Origin of the sequence: Enterobacter sp. FB (genome assembly GCF_000805795.1) — a bacterium.
GTDB classification, from domain to species: domain Bacteria; phylum Pseudomonadota; class Gammaproteobacteria; order Enterobacterales; family Enterobacteriaceae; genus Enterobacter; species Enterobacter roggenkampii.
Genome location: NZ_JSZC01000013.1, coordinates 2,405,899 through 2,425,516, shown reverse-complemented (window position 1 = coordinate 2,425,516; position 19,618 = coordinate 2,405,899). Strand labels below are relative to the sequence as shown.

17 protein-coding genes are annotated in these 19,618 nt (G+C 55.4%); 15 read left to right on the top strand and 2 right to left on the bottom strand.

From position 1 onward, the window contains the following. The first annotated feature begins 81 nt into the window (after positions 1–81). The 3 genes from PI91_RS18530 (at position 82) to PI91_RS18520 (ending at position 3,155) form a co-directional block, all read left to right on the top strand. A complete protein-coding gene (locus PI91_RS18530; protein ID WP_008502874.1) occupies positions 82–576 on the top strand; it encodes a YfbU family protein in 495 nt (164 codons plus the stop codon). A gap of 11 nt (positions 577–587) precedes the next feature. Then, positions 588–1,247 carry a sugar phosphatase gene (locus PI91_RS18525; RefSeq protein ID WP_039266783.1) on the top strand — a complete coding sequence of 220 codons (660 nt, stop codon included), beginning with the start codon at positions 588–590 and terminating at the stop codon, positions 1,245–1,247. A gap of 75 nt (positions 1,248–1,322) precedes the next feature. Next, a complete protein-coding gene (locus PI91_RS18520; RefSeq protein ID WP_039266782.1) occupies positions 1,323–3,155 on the top strand; it encodes an SLC13 family permease in 1,833 nt (610 codons plus the stop codon). Between the two features lie 80 nt (positions 3,156–3,235). Here the strand turns inward: PI91_RS18520 and yfbR are convergent, their stop codons facing one another. Both yfbR and alaA read right to left on the bottom strand, forming a co-directional pair. Beyond that, positions 3,236–3,835, bottom strand: coding sequence for a 5'-deoxynucleotidase (gene yfbR, locus PI91_RS18515; RefSeq protein WP_008503531.1), 600 nt, complete (start codon positions 3,833–3,835; stop codon positions 3,236–3,238). Between the two features lie 118 nt (positions 3,836–3,953). Further along, entirely contained in the window at positions 3,954–5,168 is a 1,215-nt protein-coding gene (alaA, locus tag PI91_RS18510; RefSeq protein ID WP_008500204.1) for an alanine transaminase AlaA, read from the bottom strand. A gap of 938 nt (positions 5,169–6,106) precedes the next feature. On the opposite strand from alaA, the gene lrhA reads away from it, so the two are divergent. The 12 genes from lrhA (at position 6,107) to nuoL (ending at position 19,546) form a co-directional block, all read left to right on the top strand. After that, entirely contained in the window at positions 6,107–7,045 is a 939-nt protein-coding gene (gene lrhA / locus PI91_RS18505) for a transcriptional regulator LrhA (protein ID WP_021241557.1), read from the top strand. 630 nt (positions 7,046–7,675) lie between these two features. Further along, positions 7,676–8,116 (top strand): NADH-quinone oxidoreductase subunit NuoA, encoded by a 441-nt coding sequence (nuoA, locus tag PI91_RS18500; protein WP_006176516.1) that lies wholly within the window; start codon positions 7,676–7,678, stop codon positions 8,114–8,116. Positions 8,117–8,131: 15 nt separating this feature from the next. Next, entirely contained in the window at positions 8,132–8,806 is a 675-nt protein-coding gene (nuoB, locus tag PI91_RS18495; RefSeq protein WP_003861482.1) for an NADH-quinone oxidoreductase subunit NuoB, read from the top strand. Positions 8,807–8,895: 89 nt separating this feature from the next. Then, positions 8,896–10,698: an NADH-quinone oxidoreductase subunit C/D gene (gene nuoC, locus PI91_RS18490; protein WP_008500207.1), complete on the top strand. Its 1,803-nt coding sequence runs from the start codon at positions 8,896–8,898 to the stop codon at positions 10,696–10,698. Between the two features lie 2 nt (positions 10,699–10,700). Continuing rightward, on the top strand, positions 10,701–11,201 hold the full coding sequence (gene nuoE / locus PI91_RS18485; protein ID WP_008500208.1) for an NADH-quinone oxidoreductase subunit NuoE: 501 nt from the start codon (positions 10,701–10,703) through the stop codon (positions 11,199–11,201). Continuing rightward, positions 11,198–12,535 (top strand): NADH-quinone oxidoreductase subunit NuoF, encoded by a 1,338-nt coding sequence (gene nuoF, locus PI91_RS18480; protein WP_008500209.1) that lies wholly within the window; start codon positions 11,198–11,200, stop codon positions 12,533–12,535. Before nuoE ends, nuoF begins: the two co-directional genes overlap by 4 nt. 55 nt (positions 12,536–12,590) lie before the next feature. After that, a complete protein-coding gene (gene nuoG, locus PI91_RS18475) occupies positions 12,591–15,314 on the top strand; it encodes an NADH-quinone oxidoreductase subunit NuoG (protein WP_039266781.1) in 2,724 nt (907 codons plus the stop codon). Further along, positions 15,311–16,288, top strand: a complete 978-nt coding sequence (gene nuoH, locus PI91_RS18470) for an NADH-quinone oxidoreductase subunit NuoH (RefSeq protein ID WP_008500211.1) — start codon at positions 15,311–15,313, stop codon at positions 16,286–16,288. Before nuoG ends, nuoH begins: the two co-directional genes overlap by 4 nt. 13 nt (positions 16,289–16,301) lie before the next feature. Then, positions 16,302–16,844 (top strand): NADH-quinone oxidoreductase subunit NuoI, encoded by a 543-nt coding sequence (nuoI, locus tag PI91_RS18465; RefSeq protein WP_003861491.1) that lies wholly within the window; start codon positions 16,302–16,304, stop codon positions 16,842–16,844. Positions 16,845–16,854: 10 nt separating this feature from the next. Beyond that, positions 16,855–17,409: an NADH-quinone oxidoreductase subunit J gene (gene nuoJ, locus PI91_RS18460; protein ID WP_008500212.1), complete on the top strand. Its 555-nt coding sequence runs from the start codon at positions 16,855–16,857 to the stop codon at positions 17,407–17,409. Beyond that, on the top strand, positions 17,406–17,708 hold the full coding sequence (gene nuoK, locus PI91_RS18455) for an NADH-quinone oxidoreductase subunit NuoK (protein WP_003861496.1): 303 nt from the start codon (positions 17,406–17,408) through the stop codon (positions 17,706–17,708). The genes nuoJ and nuoK overlap by 4 nt, the downstream gene beginning before the upstream one ends. Then, a complete protein-coding gene (gene nuoL / locus PI91_RS18450) occupies positions 17,705–19,546 on the top strand; it encodes an NADH-quinone oxidoreductase subunit L (RefSeq protein WP_023325763.1) in 1,842 nt (613 codons plus the stop codon). The genes nuoK and nuoL overlap by 4 nt, the downstream gene beginning before the upstream one ends. The last annotated feature ends 72 nt before the right edge of the window (positions 19,547–19,618 follow it).

Sequence of the window (19,618 nt, the reverse complement as noted above, 5' to 3'; positions counted from 1 at the left end):
AAACGACCAAGAAAAGAGGGCACAGTAACAATCAGTTACCGTGTCTTTTTTTTAAGTGCAATGCGCTACAGGAGTCGAAAGATGGAAATGACCCATGCCCAACGTCTGATTTTGTCTAACCAGTACAAGATGATGACTATGCTTGATCCCGATAACGCTGCGCGCTACAGCCGCCTGCAAACCATCGTCGAACGCGGCTTTGGTCTACAAATGCGCGAACTGGACCGCGAGTTTGGCGAGCTGAAAGAAGAAACCTGTCGCATCGTGATCGACATTATGGAGATGTATCACGCCCTGCATGTGTCCTGGACGAATCTCAAAGATCAGCAGTCCATTGACGAGCGCCGCGTGACCTTCTTAGGTTTTGATGCCGCAACGGAAGCGCGTTATCTGAGCTATGTGCGCTTCATGGTGAATACGGAAGGACGTTATACCCACTTTGACGCGGGCACCCACGGCTTCAACGCGCAGACCCCGATGTGGGATAAATATCAGCGTATGCTGAGCGCGTGGCACGCCTGCCCGCGTCAGTACCATTTAAGCAGCAACGAAATTCAACAAATCATTAATGCCTGACGGAGGTGCGTGTGCAGTGTAGAGGTTTTCTGTTTGATCTGGACGGTACGCTGGTGGACTCGCTGCCGGTTGTGGAACGTTCCTGGTGCCATTGGGCTGACAGACATGGCATCGACCATCAGGACGTGCTGAATTTTATCCATGGCAAACAGGCCATCACCTCGCTACGGCACTTCCTGGCCGGACGCTCTGAGGACGACATTCAGGCGGAGTTCAAGTACCTGGAACACATTGAAGCCACCGATACGGACGGCATCACCGCGTTACCGGGCGCGCGCGAACTGCTTGAGCATCTGAACGAGGCGCAGATCCCGTGGGCTATCGTCACCTCCGGTTCCGTGCCGGTGGCCCACGCCCGGCACAAGGCTGCAGGGTTGCCAACGCCGGACGTGTTTATCACGGCGGAGCGCGTGAAGCGAGGTAAACCGGAGCCTGACGCATTTTTACTGGGCGCTGAACTGCTGGGCCTTGACCCCGCAGAGTGCGTGGTGGTCGAAGATGCGGCGGCTGGCGTACTGGCCGGGCTGAACGCAGGAAGCCACGTCATCGCCGTTAACGTTCCGGCGGAATCTCCCCGCCTGGACGAGGCAGACCTGGTGCTGGATTCACTGACGGCACTGTCTGTTTCAAAAGCCTCTGACGGAGTTGTAACCGTCTCGCTAAAAATGTAATCCCATGATATGGCCCCACATTGCTGGGGCTTTTTTATGGCAAAATTTCTCATCTTCCACTGACAAGGATAGGTTGTGAACGGTGAACTGATTTGGGTCCTGAGCCTGCTTTTAATCGCCATCATTCTTTTTGCCACGGGCAAGGTACGCATGGACGCCGTCGCCCTGTTTGTCATCGTCGCGTTTGTGCTGAGCGGAACGCTGACGCTGCCGGAAGCGTTCTCCGGATTTAGCGATCCCAACGTTATCCTGATTGCCGCCCTGTTTATCATCGGGGATGGTCTGGTGCGCACCGGCGTAGCGACCATCATGGGGGCGTGGCTGGTAAAAGTGGCGGGCAGCAGCGAAACCAAGATGCTGATCTACCTGATGGTGACCGTCGCCGGGCTGGGGGCGTTTATGAGCTCCACGGGCGTGGTCGCTATCTTTATCCCGGTGGTGCTGAGCGTCTCCATGCGGATGCAGAGCTCGCCGTCGCGCCTGATGATGCCCCTGAGCTTTGCCGGGCTTATCAGCGGCATGATGACCCTGGTGGCAACGCCGCCGAATCTGGTGGTCAACAGCGAACTGATCCGGGAAGGATTTGAGGGCTTTAGCTTTTTCAGCGTCACCCCGCTTGGGCTGGTCATTCTGGTCATGGGCGTGGTCTACATGCTGCTGACCCGTTTTGCCCTGAAAGGTGAAAAACAGGACAAAAATAAAGAAGGATGGAAGCGACGCACCTTCCGCGATCTGATTAAGGAGTACCGCCTTACCGGGCGCGCGCGCCGTCTGGCGATCCGGCCCGGCTCGCCGATGGTGGGGCAGCGGCTTGATGACCTGAAGCTGCGTGAGCGCTATGGCGCGAATGTGATCGGCGTAGAGCGCTGGCGACGCTTTCGCCGGGTGATCGTCAACGTCAACGGGGTGTCGGAATTCCGCGCGCGTGACGTCCTGCTGATTGATATGTCCACCGCGGATGTGGACCTGCGCGAGTTCTGCAGCGAACAGCTGCTGGAACCGATGGTGCTGCGCGGGGAGTATTTCTCCGATCAGGCGCTGGATGTCGGCATGGCCGAGGTGTCGCTGATCCCGGAGTCGGAACTGCTGGGTAAAACCGTGCGGGAGATGGGGTTCCGCACCCGCTATGGTCTGAACGTCGTGGGGCTGAAGCGCGATGGCGTAGCGATGGAAGGGGCGGTGGTGGATGAGCCGATCCTGCTGGGCGATATTTTTCTCGTCGTCGGTAACTGGAAGCTGATTAGCCAGCTCGGGCAAAAAGGGCGTGATTTTGTGGTGCTCAACATGCCCGTTGAGGAGAGCGACGCCTCCCCGGCCCACAGCCAGGCGCCCCATGCGATTTTTTGCCTGGTATTGATGGTGGCGCTGATGGTGACCGATGAGATCCCCAATCCGGTCGCCGCAATCATCGCCTGCCTGTTGATGGGTAAATTCCGCTGCATTGACGCCGAAAGCGCCTATAAAGCCATTCACTGGCCGAGCATCATTCTCATTGTCGGGATGATGCCTTTTGCCCTGGCGCTGCAAAAAACCGGCGGGGTAGATCTGATCGTTAAAGGCTTAATGGACGTGGGCGGCGGGTATGGGCCATACATGATGATGGTCTGCCTGTTTATCATGTGCGCCACCATCGGCCTGTTTATCTCGAACACCGCGACGGCGGTACTGATGGCACCTATCGCCCTGGCGATGGCGAAGTCCATGGGCGTATCGCCGTATCCGTTTGCGATGATGGTGGCGATGGCCGCTTCCGCGGCGTTTATGACGCCGGTCTCTTCACCGGTAAACACGCTGGTGCTGGGGCCGGGGAACTACCGGTTCAGCGATTTCGTGAAGCTGGGCGTGCCGTTCACCGTGCTGGTGATGGTGGTGTGCGTGGTATTGATACCGGTCCTGTTTCCGTTCTGAGCATTTTGCCGGGTGGCGGCTGCGCCTTACCCGGCCAACAAGCCAGCAGGCCCTGCAAGCGCAGCGCCGCTGGGCGTAAATCAGAGTGGCGAATCCTGGCTGATCTCATCCAGCGATAAATGGAAGCTCGGTACAAACACCTGCATAAAGTAATCCATCTCTTCGCTGCGGCGGGATTCCAGCGTTTTTTCCAGGCGCGTTTTCGCCAGCAAGAATTCGTTATTCCCTGCGGACAGCTCTTCGAGACACTTCAGATAGGCACACAGCGCGTCGGCCTGTTTAACCAGCGACTTTTCATCTTCCGTGTACTGATGCTCGTTGATAAGCGGCTCGAAAATATCACGAAGCTCTTCGGGCACCATCTCAATCAGCTTCTGCTGGGCAATTTTCTCAATGGCCTTATATTCCTGCGCAATTTGCGAGTTGAAATATTTCACCGGCGTAGGCAGATCGCCGGTCAGCACTTCTGACGCATCGTGGTACATCGCCAGTAGGGCGATGCGCTCTGGATTAACCTGACCGTTGAATTTGCGATTTTTAATCGCGGCCAGCGCGTGAGCGACCATCGCAACCTGCAGACTGTGCTCTGACACATTTTCCGTACGGACATTGCGCATCAGCGGCCAGCGGTTGATGAGTTTCAGGCGGGAGAGGTGGGCAAAGAAATGACTCTGACTCATAGGTTACCTTTTGTCTTCACTGCGACAGGCGTTCATTGTGCGGGGAGGGGAGGCAAGATGCAAATTTGCGGATTTTGTAGGCCGGGTAAGCGAAGCGCCACCCGGCAGAAAGGCAACGTTACTGATGGTATCCGGAGAGGAAGCGCCCGAAGCGGCTGATGGCCATTTCCAGGTCATCTTCGCGCGGCAGCGTCACGATACGCACGTGATCCGGCCACGGCCAGTTAAACGCCGTGCCCTGAACCAGCAGCACTTTTTCCTGCAGCAGGAAATCAAGCACCATTTTCTGGTCGTCGTGAATATTGAAGCGCTTCGCGTCAATTTTCGGGAACATATAGAGCGCCCCGTTCGGCTTCACGCAGGAGACGCCCGGGATATCGTTAATCAGTTCCCACGCGCGGTTACGCTGTTCGTACAGGCGACCACCGGGCACGATAAACTCGCTAATGCTCTGATAGCCGCCGAGCGCGGTCTGGATCGCGTGCTGTGCCGGAACGTTGGCGCATAAACGCATGGAGGCCAGCATCTCCAGCCCTTCAATATAGCCTTTGGCGTGTTTTTTAGGACCGTTTAACACCATCCAGCCCTGGCGGAAACCGGCCACGCGGTAGGTTTTGGACAGGCCGTTAAAGGTGACGGTCAGCAGGTCCGGGGCCAGCGCGGCGATGGAGTGGTGCTGCGCCGCGTCGTAGAGGATCTTGTCGTAAATTTCGTCTGCAAAGATGATCAGGTTGTGCTGGCGGGCCAGCTCGACGATCTCCATCAGCAGCTCTTTTGAGTAGACCGCGCCCGTCGGGTTGTTGGGGTTAATAATGACGATACCGCGCGTGCGGGGCGTAATTTTTGCGCGAATATCGTCCAGGTCCGGGAACCAGTCAGAGGATTCGTCGCACAGATAATGCACTGCTTTACCGCTGGACAGTGATACGGCAGCCGTCCACAGCGGATAGTCCGGCGCGGGTACAAGCATTTCATCCCCGCTGTTCAGCAGGGCCTGCATTGCCTGCACAATCAGTTCGGAGACGCCGTTGCCGATATAGATATCTTCAACGGTAACATCACGCATACCGCGTGCCTGGTAGTGCTGCATAATGGCTTTACGTGCGGAGTAAAGTCCTTTTGAATCGCAATAGCCTTGTGCAGTCGGAAGGTTGCGGATCACATCAACCAGAATTTCATCCGGCGCTTCAAAACCAAATGGCGCAGGGTTACCAATGTTGAGTTTCAGAACCTTGTTGCCTTCTTCTTCAAGGCGTTTTGCCTCTTTCAGAACCGGGCCGCGGATGTCATAACAGACGTTATCTAGCTTGCTGGATTTTTCGATAGGGGACATGAACCTTTAACCTTTTCGCTATTATTGCCGCTCCCTGCCGTGGAAGTCAGCACGGAATAATGTACTCCCCCCTCGCTTCGTTTTGAAGGGTGTGCAGGAGAAGATTTTGTGCCCGGAGCAAATTATTGATGAATCTTTTTCGCTGCGCGTGCGCTTTTTCACTGTCTTAAAGTTGCGCGCTTAGCGAGAGGTTAGGTTAAATGTGCTATCCATTTGCCAAAATACTGTATAATGTGCTGTTAAAAATAAGTGGTAAGCTGGACAGAGGTGGCAATCACCCTGAGTGACTTTTCGTAAAACCTGAATGCTTGATACCTGTTTCTGTAATAGCATACTGTGGATAAAAGTTACTCATGTGAAATTAATGTTAAGTGCCATTAATGAATAGTCTTAATCTAAATTAAAATTTATTTATTATTAACCTATAAAATGCAACTTTAGTTAATTTTAATAAAATTAGTTTAGAAGCTTAACATTCTTCTTTAATCCTTAATATTGCAATAAGACTTATAAATAAAGTGGATTTGGGTTAAGATGTCTTCAAGGAAAGCAGAGGAAAGATGCACGTTTTTTGTATATCTGACACTGGTTTTCTGAATTAATTGATTGTTATTGTTAGAGTTATCTCTGGCTGGAATGTGTCGCACATCTCCTGCTACGTTGACAGCGCTGCGATACAGATGGCAGAAAAGGTGTTATACCTTTAATGTAATTTACATAAACCTGCGAACATCTAAATATCCTGAACGTTTAAGAGAATAAAAATAACGTCATGAAACGTGCTTTCTGACTGTTGATATAAAGCAGCACAATAACTATCTGTCAGGCAGTCTGCCGGGCCGGGATGCGAGGGAAAATCTTCAGAGGGAATTGCCTAACTGTACACACACAGCTTCAACCCGGGCAGCTCCGCACGAGCAACCTGAAAGTGAATAGATATGATAAATGCAAATCGTCCGATAATGAATCTCGACCTCGATCTGCTGAGAACGTTTGTTGCGGTCGCCGATCTCAACACTTTTGCAGCAGCTGCTGCCGCCGTTTGCCGAACTCAGTCCGCCGTCAGCCAGCAAATGCAGCGGCTGGAGCAACTGGTTGGTAAAGAGCTATTTGCCCGTCACGGGCGTAATAAGCTCTTAACGGAACACGGTATTCAGCTTCTGGGTTATGCCAGGAAAATTCTTCGCTTTAATGATGAAGCATGTATGTCATTAATGTTTAGCAACCTTCAGGGCGTGCTAACGTTAGGTGCATCTGATGAGTCGGCGGATACTATATTGCCGTTTCTTCTCAATCGCATCAGTTCGGTTTATCCGAAGCTTGCGCTGGACGTTAGCGTAAAGCGTAATGCTTTTATGGTTGAGATGTTAAATGAGAATAAAGTCGACCTGGTGGTCACCACGCATCGTCCCGGGCAGTTTGATTGCCTGACGCTGCGTACATCACCTACGCACTGGTATTGCGCGGCCGAATACGTGCTGCAAAAAGGCGAGCCGGTGCCGCTGGTGTTACTGGATGACCCGAGCCCGTTCCGCGATATGGTGCTGACGGCGCTGAATGAGGCCAATATTCCGTGGCGTCTGGCGTATGTGGCGTCCACGCTGCCAGCGGTGCGTGCCGCCGTGAAAGCCGGTCTGGGTGTCACCGCCCGCCCGGTAGAAATGATGAGCCCCGATCTGCGCGTTCTGGGAAAATCTGATGGCCTGCCTGCGCTGCCGGATACGGAATATCTGCTCTGCCACAATTCGTCCAGCCATAACGAGCTGGCAAAGGTGGTGTTCGAGGCGATGGAAAACTACCATAACCCGTGGCAGTTCGAGCGCGTTACCTCCGAAGGGGGGGATGATTCCCTGATCGTTGAAGGGGATTTTGAGTGATCGCCAGCTCAAAATTCTGGTAACAAAATGTAAGTGTAAAAAAAAGCCACTCGTGTGATTTTCACATGCAGTGGCTTTTTTTTAGCAATAATACCCGCGTATGCCGCGTGGATTTCCGGGATACCCTCTATTTATCAATAAGCTAAATGCTTTTGATTAAAACTCATCCGTTTTCCGTTCTAACTTCATCCATATCCCCCCTATGTTAAAAAAACAGGAAATATGTTGCCGTTTTCCAGGTTGAATTAACAAAAGCGTGTCGCAGATCAAGAAAATACTCCTATTTGGGGGGAGGAATCGTTGGCAAATCCTGTCAAAATAGGAGGGTTATTTTTTTTACTTCCGAAACGGACACGATTCAACAACATACATTTGACGGAAAGTCATGTACCCACCAGGGTTAAAGGGCACCAAATGTTAATGAGAATCGCTCGATGTAATTTAATGTGAAGAAACCTTTGTTAAAGTTGACAATAGGTTATAGAAAGGAGTAAAAAACCCCATCATTTTGCTGTCTACGTCTCATTTCTGACAGTTAGTGTAAGGTTATTTGTTCCTCCCCATGAATCGATGTGATGCCCATCTGCCAGCAAGAGCAGTGTCGTTGGTATCACTTTTGATGAGTAAGCAATGAGTATGTCAACATCCACAGAAGTCATCGCTCATCACTGGGCATTCGCAATCTTTCTTATTGTAGCCATTGGCCTGTGCTGCCTGATGTTAGTCGGCGGCTGGTTCCTGGGCGGTCGCGCCCGTGCAAGGCACAAAAACACACCTTTCGAATCAGGTATTGATTCAGTAGGTACCGCTCGCTTACGCCTGTCTGCCAAGTTTTACCTGGTAGCCATGTTCTTCGTCATCTTCGACGTGGAAGCGCTTTACCTCTTCGCATGGTCTACCTCCATTCGCGAAAGTGGTTGGGTGGGCTTTGTCGAGGCCGCAATTTTCATTTTAGTGCTACTGGCCGGTCTGGTTTATCTGGTGCGTATTGGCGCGCTTGACTGGACGCCTGCGCGTTCACGTCGTGAACACATCAACCCGGAAAACAGTATCTCTAATCGTCAGCAGTAACAGCGAGGCAATAAGATGGATTATACGCTCACCCGCATAGATCCTAACGGTGAGAATGACCGTTACCCCCTGCAAAAACAGGAGATCGTAACCGACCCCCTGGAGCAAGAAGTCAATAAAAGCGTGTACATGGGCAAACTCGAACATGCCATGCACGATATGGTCAACTGGGGTCGTAAGAACTCCATCTGGCCTTACAACTTTGGCCTTTCTTGCTGCTACGTTGAAATGGTGACGTCATTCACTGCGGTGCATGACGTTGCGCGTTTTGGGGCAGAGGTACTGCGTGCTTCCCCACGTCAGGCTGACCTGATGGTGGTGGCCGGTACCTGCTTTACCAAGATGGCACCTGTTATTCAGCGTCTTTATGACCAGATGCTGGAGCCAAAATGGGTTATCTCCATGGGCGCATGTGCTAACTCTGGCGGTATGTACGACATCTATTCCGTCGTACAGGGCGTAGATAAATTTATCCCAGTGGATGTGTACATCCCGGGTTGTCCGCCTCGTCCGGAAGCCTACATGCAGGCGCTGATGCTGCTGCAGGAGTCCATCGGTAAAGAACGTCGCCCACTGTCGTGGGTCGTTGGCGATCAGGGTGTGTATCGCGCGAACATGCAGTCTGAGCGCGAGCGTAAACGTGGTGAACGTATTGCCGTCACCAATCTGCGTACGCCTGACGAAATTTAATTTGCGCCTGTAGGCCTGGTGAACACCTTCGCATATCACTACTCAAATAGCGCGAAGCCAGGCTCAACAGTCACCACGGACCATTTGCAATGGTGAACAATATGACCGACTTAACCGCGCAAGAAGCCGCCTGGCAGACCCGGGATCATCTGGATGACCCAGTCATTGGCGAACTGCGCAACCGTTTTGGGCCGGATGCCTTTACTGTTCAGGCTACCCGCACCGGGGTACCCGTTGTTTGGGTGAAGCGTGAACAATTGCTGGAAGTTGTCGATTTCCTCAAGAAATTGCCAAAACCATACGTCATGCTGTTTGACTTACACGGCATGGACGAACGTCTCAGAACGCACCGCCAGGGGCTCCCTGCTGCGGATTTTTCCGTTTTCTACCACCTGATCTCAATAGACCGTAATACGGATATCATGCTCAAGGTGGCATTGTCTGAAAACGACATGCATCTGCCGACGATCACCAAACTTTTCCCGAACGCCAACTGGTACGAGCGTGAGACATGGGAAATGTTCGGCATGACCTTCGACGGCCACCCACACCTGACGCGCATCATGATGCCGCAGACCTGGACCGGCCACCCGCTGCGTAAAGACTACCCGGCACGTGCTACCGAATTCGATCCGTTTGAGCTGACCAAAGCCAAGCAGGATCTGGAGATGGAGGCGCTGACCTTCAAACCGGAAGACTGGGGCATGAAGCGCGGTACCGACAACGAGGACTTCATGTTCCTCAACCTCGGTCCAAACCACCCGTCTGCGCACGGTGCTTTCCGTATTATCCTTCAGCTTGATGGCGAAGAGATTGTCGACTGCGTGCCAGACATCGGCTACCACCACCGTGGTGCTGAGAAGATGGGCGAGCGTCAGTCCTGGCACAGCTACATTCCGTATACTGACCGTATCGAGTACCTCGGCGGCTGCGTCAACGAAATGCCATACGTGCTGGCCGTTGAGAAACTGGCAGGCATTACCGTGCCGGATCGCGTTAACGTGATTCGCGTCATGCTGTCAGAACTGTTCCGTATCAACAGCCACCTGCTGTACATCTCCACGTTCATTCAGGACGTCGGCGCGATGACCCCGGTCTTCTTCGCCTTTACCGATCGTCAGAAAATCTACGATCTGGTAGAAGCCATTACCGGTTTCCGTATGCACCCGGCCTGGTTCCGTATCGGCGGTGTGGCACACGATCTGCCGCGCGGCTGGGACCGTCTGCTGCGTGAATTCCTCGACTGGATGCCGAAACGTCTGGCTTCCTACGAGAAAGCCGCGCTGCGCAACACCATCCTGAAAGGGCGTTCCCAGGGCGTTGCTGCCTACGGCGCGAAAGAAGCGCTGGAGTGGGGGACAACAGGTGCTGGCCTGCGCGCGACCGGTATTGATTTCGACGTGCGTAAAGCCCGTCCTTACTCTGGCTACGAGAACTTCGACTTTGAAGTCCCGGTGGGCGGCGGCGTTTCCGACTGCTACACCCGCGTGATGCTGAAAGTGGAAGAGCTGCGCCAGAGTCTGCGCATCCTTGAGCAGTGCCTCAACAACATGCCGGAAGGCCCGTTCAAGGCGGATCACCCGCTGACCACGCCGCCACCGAAAGAGCGCACGCTGCAACATATCGAAACCCTGATCACCCACTTCCTGCAGGTTTCCTGGGGTCCGGTCATGCCGGCGCAAGAATCCTTCCAGATGATTGAAGCGACCAAGGGTATTAACAGTTACTACCTGACCAGTGACGGCAGCACCATGAGCTACCGTACCCGCGTGCGTACGCCGAGCTTTGCGCACCTGCAGCAGATCCCGTCCGCCATCCGCGGCAGTCTGGTCTCCGACCTGATTGTGTATCTGGGTAGTATCGATTTTGTTATGTCAGATGTGGACCGCTAATTATGCACGAGAATCAACAACCACAAACCGAGGCTTTTGAGCTGAGTGAAGCAGAACGTGCCGCCATTGAGCACGAGATGCACCACTACGAAGACCCGCGTGCGGCGTCCATTGAAGCGCTGAAAATCGTACAGAAACAGCGTGGTTGGGTGCCGGACGGGGCGATCTATGCGATCGCGAAAGTGCTGGGTATTCCGGCAAGCGACGTAGAAGGCGTAGCCACGTTCTATAGCCAGATCTTCCGTCAGCCGGTAGGCCGCCATGTGATCCGCTACTGTGACAGCGTGGTCTGCCACATCACCGGTTACCAGGGCATTCAGGCTGCGATTGAGAAGAAGCTCAATATCAAGCCGGGCCAGACCACGTTCGATGGGCGCTTTACTCTGCTGCCAACCTGCTGCCTGGGTAACTGCGACAAGGGGCCGACCATGATGATTGATGAGGACACTCACAGCCATCTGACGCCGGAAGCGATTCCTGACCTGCTGGAGCAGTACAAATGAAAACTGTAATTCGTACTGCTGAGACGCATCCACTGACCTGGCGTCTGCGTGATGACAAACAGCCGGTATGGCTCGACGAATATCAGAGCAAAAACGGCTATGCCGGTGCGCGTAAAGCCCTTGGCGGCATGGCGCCGGACGACATCGTTAACGCGGTAAAAGAGTCGGGCCTGAAAGGCCGCGGCGGCGCGGGCTTCTCCACCGGTCTGAAGTGGAGCCTGATGCCAAAAGACGAATCCATGAACATCCGTTACCTGCTGTGTAACGCCGATGAAATGGAGCCGGGTACCTATAAAGACCGTCTGCTGATGGAGCAGCTGCCGCACCTGCTGGTGGAAGGCATGCTGATTTCCGCGTTTGCGCTGAAAGCGTACCGTGGCTACATCTTCCTGCGCGGTGAGTACATCGAAGCGGCAGAAAACCTGCGTCGCGCGATTGCCGAAGCCACCGAAGCAGGCCTGCTGGGCAAAAACATTCTGGGCACCGGGTTTGACTTCGAACTGTTCGTGCACACCGGTGCCGGGCGTTACATCTGCGGTGAAGAGACCGCGCTGATTAACTCCCTGGAAGGCCGCCGTGCGAACCCGCGTTCCAAGCCACCGTTCCCGGCAAGCTCCGGCGTGTGGGGTAAACCGACCTGCGTCAACAACGTCGAGACCCTGTGCAACGTTCCGGCTATCCTCGCGAACGGCGTGGAGTGGTATCAGGGCATCTCCTCAAGCAAAGATGCCGGTACCAAGCTGATGGGCTTCTCCGGTCGCGTGAAAAATCCTGGCGTCTGGGAACTGCCGTTCGGTACCACCGCGCGCGAAATTCTTGAAGACTACGCCGGCGGCATGCGCGATGGCCTGAAATTCAAAGCCTGGCAGCCGGGTGGGGCAGGGACTGACTTCCTGACCGAAGCCCACCTTGACCTGCCGATGGAATTCGAAAGCATTGGTAAAGCAGGTAGCCGTCTGGGTACGGCGCTGGCGATGGCCGTCGACCACGAGATCGGTATGGTCTCGCTGGTGCGTAACCTGGAAGAGTTCTTCGCCCGTGAGTCCTGCGGCTGGTGCACACCGTGCCGTGATGGTCTGCCGTGGAGCGTGAAGATCCTGCGTGCAATCGAACGTGGCGAAGGCCAGCCTGGCGATATCGAAACGCTTGAGCAACTGTGTCGATTCTTAGGCCCGGGTAAAACCTTCTGTGCCCACGCACCGGGTGCCGTCGAACCTCTGCAGAGCGCGATCAAATATTTCCGCGACGAGTTCGAAGCAGGCATCAAGCAGCCGTTCAGCAATACCCATGCGATTAATGGGATTCAGCCGAACCTGCTTAAAGCGCGCTGGTAACGACAAGAATTTTGATTAACGCTCGGTTTCGACCGAGCCAACTGGAAGCATGCTAATGGCTACGATTCATGTAGACGGCAAAGAATACGAAGTCAACGGGGCGGACAACCTGCTGGAAGCTTGTCTGTCTCTTGGCCTCGATATTCCGTACTTTTGCTGGCATCCGGCGCTGGGCAGCGTCGGTGCTTGCCGCCAGTGTGCGGTGAAGCAATATCAAAACGCGGAAGACACGCGTGGTCGCCTGGTGATGTCCTGTATGACGCCAGCCACCGAAGGCACCTTTATTTCGATTGATGACGAAGAAGCCAAACAGTTCCGTGAAAGCGTTGTGGAATGGTTGATGACCAACCACCCGCACGACTGCCCGGTCTGTGAAGAGGGCGGTAACTGCCACCTTCAGGATATGACCGTGATGACCGGTCACAGCTTCCGTCGCTATCGCTTTACCAAGCGTACTCACCGTAACCAGGACCTGGGGCCGTTCATCTCTCACGAAATGAACCGCTGCATCGCCTGCTACCGCTGCGTGCGTTACTACAAAGATTACGCAGACGGTCAGGATCTGGGCGTGTATGGCGCACATGACAACGTCTACTTCGGTCGTCCGGAAGACGGTACGCTTGAGAGCGAATTCTCCGGTAACCTGGTGGAAATCTGTCCGACCGGCGTATTCACCGATAAAACCCACTCCGAGCGTTACAACCGTAAGTGGGACATGCAGTTTGCGCCAAGCATCTGCCAGCAGTGTTCGCTGGGCTGTAACACCAGCCCGGGTGAGCGCTACGGCGAACTGCGTCGTATCGAAAACCGTTACAACGGTACCGTAAACCATTACTTCCTGTGCGACCGCGGTCGTTTCGGCTATGGCTATGTGAACCTGAAAGACCGTCCGCGTCAGCCGGTTCAGCGCCGTGGCGACGACTTCATCACCCTGAACGCTGAACAGGCGATGCAGGGTGCGGCAGATATTCTGCGTCAGTCGAAGAAAGTGATCGGTATCGGTTCCCCGCGCGCCAGCATCGAAAGCAACTTCGCGCTGCGTGAGCTGGTGGGGGCGGAAAACTTCTATACCGGCATCGCCCAGGGCGAGCAGGAACGTCTGCAGCTGGTACTGAAAGTGCTGCGTGAAGGCGGTATCCATACCCCTGCGCTGCGCGAAATTGAATCCTATGATGCGGTTCTGGTGCTGGGTGAAGACCTGACGCAGACCGGCGCACGCGCGGCTCTGGCGGTTCGTCAGGCGGTGAAGGGGAAAGCACGTGAAATGGCAGCGGCGCAGAAAGTGGCTGACTGGCAGATTGCGGCAATCCTGAACATCGGCCAGCGCGCGAAGCATCCTCTGTTTGTGACCAACGTCGACAATACCCGTCTGGACGATATCGCGGCGTGGACCTACTGCGCACCGGTTGAAGATCAGGCGCGTCTTGGCTTTGCCATTGCCCACGCGCTGGACAACAACTCACCGGCCGTTGAGCTGGATCGCGACCTGCAAAACAAGGTTGACGTGATTGTTCAGGCCCTGGCCGGTGCGAAGAAACCGCTGATTATTTCCGGTACCAATGCCGGTAGCGCAGAGATCATTCAGGCAGCAGCCAACGTGGCTAAAGCTCTGAAAGGCCGCGGTGCTGACGTTGGCGTGACCATGATTGCCCGTGCGGTGAACAGCATCGGTCTGGGCATGATTGGCGGCGGCTCGCTGGAAGCTGCGTTAAGCGAACTGGAGTCCGGTGCCGCTGACGCCGTGGTGGTGCTGGAAAACGACCTGCATCGTCATGCTTCTGCCGCTCGCGTAGACGCCGCGCTCTCCAAAGCCCCGCTGGTGATGGTCATTGACCATCAGCGCACCGCGATTATGGATAAAGCGCACCTGGTGCTCTCTGCGGCAAGCTTCGCAGAAAGCGACGGTACGGTTATCAACAACGAAGGCCGCGCACAGCGTTTCTTCCAGGTTTATGACCCGGCGTACTACGACAGCAACACCGTGATGCTGGAAAGCTGGCGCTGGCTGCATTCCCTGCACAGCACCGTGCAGAGCCGTGAAGTGGACTGGACGCAGCTCGACCACGTTATCGACGCGGTGGTGGAAAAACTGCCTCAGCTGGCAGGCATTAAAGATGCCGCGCCTGAAGCGAGCTTCCGCATTCGCGGCCAGAAACTGGCGCGTGAACCGCACCGTTACAGCGGCCGTACCGCGATGCGCGCCAATATCAGCGTGCACGAACCGCGCCAGCCGCAGGATAAAGACACCATGTTCGCCTTCTCCATGGAAGGGAACAACCAGCCGTCTGCGCCGCGTTCGCAAATCCCGTTCGCATGGGCACCGGGCTGGAACTCCCCGCAGGCATGGAACAAGTTCCAGGCTGAAGTGGGCGGCTCCCTGCGCCACGGCGATCCGGGCGTGCGTCTGATTGAAGCTTCCGAAACCGGTCTGGACTTCTTCACCACCGTACCGGCGAGCTTCCAGCCGCAGGACGGTAGCTGGCGTATTGCCCCGTACTACCACCTGTTCGGTAGCGACGAGCTGTCCCAGCGTTCACCGGTCTTCCAGACCCGCATGCCGCAGCCGTACATCAAGCTCAACCCGGCGGACGCCGCGAAGCTTGGCGTTAACGCGGGCGCGAACATTGCCTTTAGCTATGACGGCCAGACCATCAGCCTGCCGCTGATTATTTCTGAAAGCCTGACAGCAGGGCAGGTCGGTCTGCCGATGGGTATGCCTGGCATCGCGCCGGTTCTGGCGGGTGCGCGTCTTGATAATCTGCAGGAGGCAAAAGCATGAGTTGGTTAACGCCGGATCTTATCGACATCCTGCTGAGCATTCTGAAAGCGATTGTTATCCTGCTGGTGGTGGTCACCTGCGGCGCGTTCATGAGCTTTGGTGAACGTCGTCTGCTCGGTCTGTTCCAGAACCGTTACGGACCGAACCGCGTGGGCTGGGGTGGTTCACTCCAGCTGGTCGCGGACATGATCAAGATGTTCTTTAAAGAGGACTGGATCCCGCGCTTCTCCGATCGCGTGATCTTTACTCTGGCACCGATGATCGCCTTCACCTCGCTGCTGCTGGCGTTTGCTATCGTTCCGGTCAGCCCGACCTGGGTGGTCGCTGACCTGAACATCGGCATTCTGTTCTTCCTGATGATGGCAGGCCTCGCGGTTTACGCGGTCCTGTTCGCAGGCTGGTCCAGTAACAACAAATACTCGCTGCTGGGTGCGATGCGTGCGTCTGCGCAGACCCTGAGCTACGAAGTGTTCCTGGGGCTCTCCCTGATGGGCGTGGTGGCGCAGGCCGGTTCATTTAACATGACCGACATCGTCAACAACCAGGCCGACATCTGGAACGTGATTCCGCAGTTCTTTGGGTTTATTACCTTTGCTATCGCGGGTGTGGCGGTGTGTCACCGTCACCCGTTTGACCAGCCAGAAGCCGAACAGGAACTGGCCGACGGTTACCACATCGAATATTCCGGTATGAAATTCGGTCTGTTCTTCGTGGGCGAGTACATCGGTATCGTCACCATTTCCGCGTTGATGGTAACGCTGTTCTTCGGTGGCTGGCATGGCCCGTTCTTACCGCCGTTCATCTGGTTCGCGCTGAAAACCGCGTTCTTCATGATGATGTTCATTTTGATTCGCGCAGCGTTACCGCGTCCGCGTTATGACCAGGTAATGTCCTTCGGCTGGAAAGTGTGCCTGCCGCTGACGCTCGTCAACTTGTTGGTAACGGCCGCTGTCATTCTCTGGCAGCAGCCATAAGGGGCTATAGACCATGACCTTAAAAGAATTACTGGTAGGCTTCGGGACCCAGGTACGCAGTATCTGGATGATCGGCCTGCACGCGTTTGCCAAACGCGAAACCCGGATGTACCCGGAAGAGCCGGTATATCTGCCGCCGCGCTACCGTGGTCGTATCGTGCTGACGCGCGACCCGGACGGTTCCGAGCGCTGCGTTGCCTGTAACCTGTGTGCGGTTGCGTGTCCGGTTGGCTGTATCTCTCTGCAGAAAGCCGAGACGGTAGACGGCCGCTGGTACCCTGAGTTCTTCCGCATCAACTTCTCACGCTGCATTTTCTGCGGTCTGTGTGAAGAAGCGTGCCCAACCACGGCGATTCAGCTGACTCCAGACTTCGAGCTGGGTGAGTACAAGCGTCAGGACCTGGTGTACGAGAAAGAGGATCTGCTGATTTCCGGTCCGGGCAAATACCCGGAATATAACTTCTACCGGATGGCGGGTATGGCAATCGACGGCAAAGATAAGGGCGAAGCAGAGAACGAAGCCAAGCCTATCGACGTCAAGAGCCTGTTACCGTAAGGAGAGGGCAATGGAATTCGCTTTTTATATCTGTGGCCTTATCGCCATCCTGGCTACGCTGCGAGTGATCACGCACACCAATCCGGTGCATGCGCTGCTGTACTTAATCATCTCGCTGCTGGCCATTTCCGGGGTGTTCTTCGCACTGGGCGCGCACTTCGCCGGTGCGCTGGAAATCATCGTCTACGCCGGGGCCATCATGGTGCTATTCGTGTTCGTCGTGATGATGCTGAACCTGGGCGGCTCTGAAATCGAGCAGGAACGTCAGTGGTTAAAACCGCAGGTGTGGATCGGCCCGGCAATTTTGTCGGCCATCATGCTGGTGGTGATCGTGTACGCCATTCTGGGTGTTAATGATCAGGGCATCGACGGCACGCCGATCGGCGCTAAAGAGGTCGGTATTACGCTCTTTGGCCCATACGTTCTGGCGGTTGAACTGGCCTCCATGCTGCTGCTGGCAGGTCTGGTTGTGGCCTTCCACGTTGGCCGCGAAGAGCGTGCTGGCGAGGTGCTGAGCAACCGCACTGACGACCGCGCGAAAAGAAAAACGGAGGAGCGCGCATGATCCCCTTAACACATGGACTGATCCTCGCTGCGATTTTATTCGTTCTGGGTCTGACTGGTCTGGTTATCCGCCGCAATCTGCTGTTTATGCTGATCGGGCTGGAAATCATGATTAACGCCTCCGCGCTGGCCTTCGTTGTCGCCGGAAGCTACTGGGGCCAGACCGATGGTCAGGTGATGTACATTCTCGCCATCAGCCTTGCGGCTGCCGAAGCGAGTATTGGCCTGGCGCTGTTGCTGCAGCTCCATCGTCGCCGCCAGAATCTGAACATCGATTCAGTAAGTGAGTTGCGTGGATGAACATGCTTGCCTTAACCATTATTTTTCCGCTGATTGGCTTCGTGCTGCTGGCGTTTTCTCGCGGCCGCTGGTCTGAGAATCTGTCTGCAACCGTCGGCATGGGCTCTGTTGGCCTGGCTGCGCTGGTGACAGCGTATGCGGGTATCGACTTCTTTAACAACGGGCGTCAGCCTTTCAGCGTGCCGCTGTGGACCTGGATGTCGGTCGGTGATTTCAACATCGGTTTTAACCTTGTGCTGGATGGTCTCTCGCTGACCATGCTCTCCGTGGTGACCGGCGTGGGCTTCCTGATCCACATGTTCGCCTCCTGGTATATGCGCGGTGAAGAGGGTTACTCCCGCTTCTTCGCCTACACCAACCTGTTTATCGCCAGCATGGTCGTTCTGGTGCTGGCCGATAACCTGCTGCTGATGTATCTGGGCTGGGAAGGCGTGGGCCTGTGCTCTTACCTGCTGATCGGTTTCTACTATACCGATCCGAAGAATGGCGCAGCGGCCATGAAAGCGTTCGTCGTGACCCGCGTGGGTGACGTCTTCCTCGCGTTCGCGCTGTTCATTCTTTATAACGAACTGGGCACGCTGAATTTCCGCGAAATGGTGGAACTGGCGCCAGCGCACTTCGCCGCAGGCAACAACATGCTGTGGTGGGCAACGCTGATGCTGCTGGGTGGTGCCGTGGGTAAATCCGCGCAGCTGCCATTGCAGACATGGCTGGCAGACGCGATGGCGGGTCCAACCCCTGTCTCCGCGCTGATCCACGCTGCGACCATGGTCACCGCCGGTGTGTACCTGATTGCGCGTACCCATGGCCTGTTCCTGATGACCCCGGAAATTCTGCATCTGGTGGGTATCGTCGGTGCGGTCACACTGGTACTGGCAGGCTTTGCCGCGCTGGTTCAGACCGACATCAAACGCGTTCTTGCTTATTCCACCATGAGCCAGATTGGCTACATGTTCCTGGCGCTGGGCGTTCAGGCGTGGGACGCGGCCATTTTCCACCTGATGACGCACGCGTTCTTTAAAGCGCTGCTGTTCCTCTCATCCGGTTCGGTGATTCTGGCCTGCCATCACGAGCAGAACATCTTCAAAATGGGCGGACTGCGTAAGTCCATCCCGCTGGTCTATGTCTGCTTCCTGGTGGGCGGCGCGGCGCTGGCGGCACTGCCGTTGATCACCGCGGGCTTCTTCAGTAAGGACGAAATCCTTGCGGGTGCCATGGCGAATGGTCATATCAATCTGATGGTTGCGGGTCTGGTCGGCGCGTTCATGACCTCCCTGTATACCTTCCGTATGATTTTCATCGTATTCCACGGTAAAGAACAAATTCACGCTCACGCAGGGAAGGGGATTACCCATCACCTGCCGCTGATTGTGCTGCTGGTACTGTCCACCTTCGTTGGCGCGATGATTGTGCCTCCGCTGCAGGGCGTGCTGCCAGACACCACCGAGCTTGAGCACGGTCGCGTTCTGACGCTTGAAATCACCTCCGGTGTGGTCGCTATCGCGGGCATCCTGATCGCGGCATGGCTGTGGCTGGGCAAACGTACGCTGGTCACTGCCGTTGCCAACAGTGCGCCGGGCCGTCTGCTGGGCACCTGGTGGTACAACGCGTGGGGCTTCGACTGGCTGTACGACATGATCTTCGTTAAGCCGTTCCTTGGCATCGCGTGGCTGCTGAAGCGCGACCCGCTGAACAGCCTGATGAACATCCCGGCGATCCTTTCCCGCTTTGCAGGCAAAGGCCTGCTGTACAGCGAGAACGGTTACCTGCGCTGGTATGTGGCGTCCATGAGCATCGGTGCGGTTGTCGTGCTGGCGCTGCTGATGGTGTTGCGTTGATCGTTAAGTGAATTTTATTCGAATTCGTTGAAAATCAGGCCCCTGCTGGGGGCCTTAAAAAGGAATGTAAAT

Excerpts from the sequence above, each read along its gene's own strand:
- PI91_RS18530 (WP_008502874.1), top strand. The coding sequence starts at position 82 with ATGGAAATGACCCATGCCCAACGTCTGATTTTGTCTAACCAGTACAAG.
- yfbR (WP_008503531.1), bottom strand. The coding sequence starts at position 3,835 with ATGAGTCAGAGTCATTTCTTTGCCCACCTCTCCCGCCTGAAACTCATC.
- alaA (WP_008500204.1), bottom strand. The coding sequence starts at position 5,168 with ATGTCCCCTATCGAAAAATCCAGCAAGCTAGATAACGTCTGTTATGAC.
- lrhA (WP_021241557.1), top strand. The coding sequence starts at position 6,107 with ATGATAAATGCAAATCGTCCGATAATGAATCTCGACCTCGATCTGCTG.
- nuoA (WP_006176516.1), top strand. The coding sequence starts at position 7,676 with ATGAGTATGTCAACATCCACAGAAGTCATCGCTCATCACTGGGCATTC.
- nuoB (WP_003861482.1), top strand. The coding sequence starts at position 8,132 with ATGGATTATACGCTCACCCGCATAGATCCTAACGGTGAGAATGACCGT.
- nuoC (WP_008500207.1), top strand. The coding sequence starts at position 8,896 with ATGGTGAACAATATGACCGACTTAACCGCGCAAGAAGCCGCCTGGCAG.
- nuoE (WP_008500208.1), top strand. The coding sequence starts at position 10,701 with ATGCACGAGAATCAACAACCACAAACCGAGGCTTTTGAGCTGAGTGAA.
- nuoF (WP_008500209.1), top strand. The coding sequence starts at position 11,198 with ATGAAAACTGTAATTCGTACTGCTGAGACGCATCCACTGACCTGGCGT.
- nuoG (WP_039266781.1), top strand. The coding sequence starts at position 12,591 with ATGGCTACGATTCATGTAGACGGCAAAGAATACGAAGTCAACGGGGCG.
- nuoH (WP_008500211.1), top strand. The coding sequence starts at position 15,311 with ATGAGTTGGTTAACGCCGGATCTTATCGACATCCTGCTGAGCATTCTG.
- nuoI (WP_003861491.1), top strand. The coding sequence starts at position 16,302 with ATGACCTTAAAAGAATTACTGGTAGGCTTCGGGACCCAGGTACGCAGT.
- nuoJ (WP_008500212.1), top strand. The coding sequence starts at position 16,855 with ATGGAATTCGCTTTTTATATCTGTGGCCTTATCGCCATCCTGGCTACG.
- nuoK (WP_003861496.1), top strand. The coding sequence starts at position 17,406 with ATGATCCCCTTAACACATGGACTGATCCTCGCTGCGATTTTATTCGTT.
- nuoL (WP_023325763.1), top strand. The coding sequence starts at position 17,705 with ATGAACATGCTTGCCTTAACCATTATTTTTCCGCTGATTGGCTTCGTG.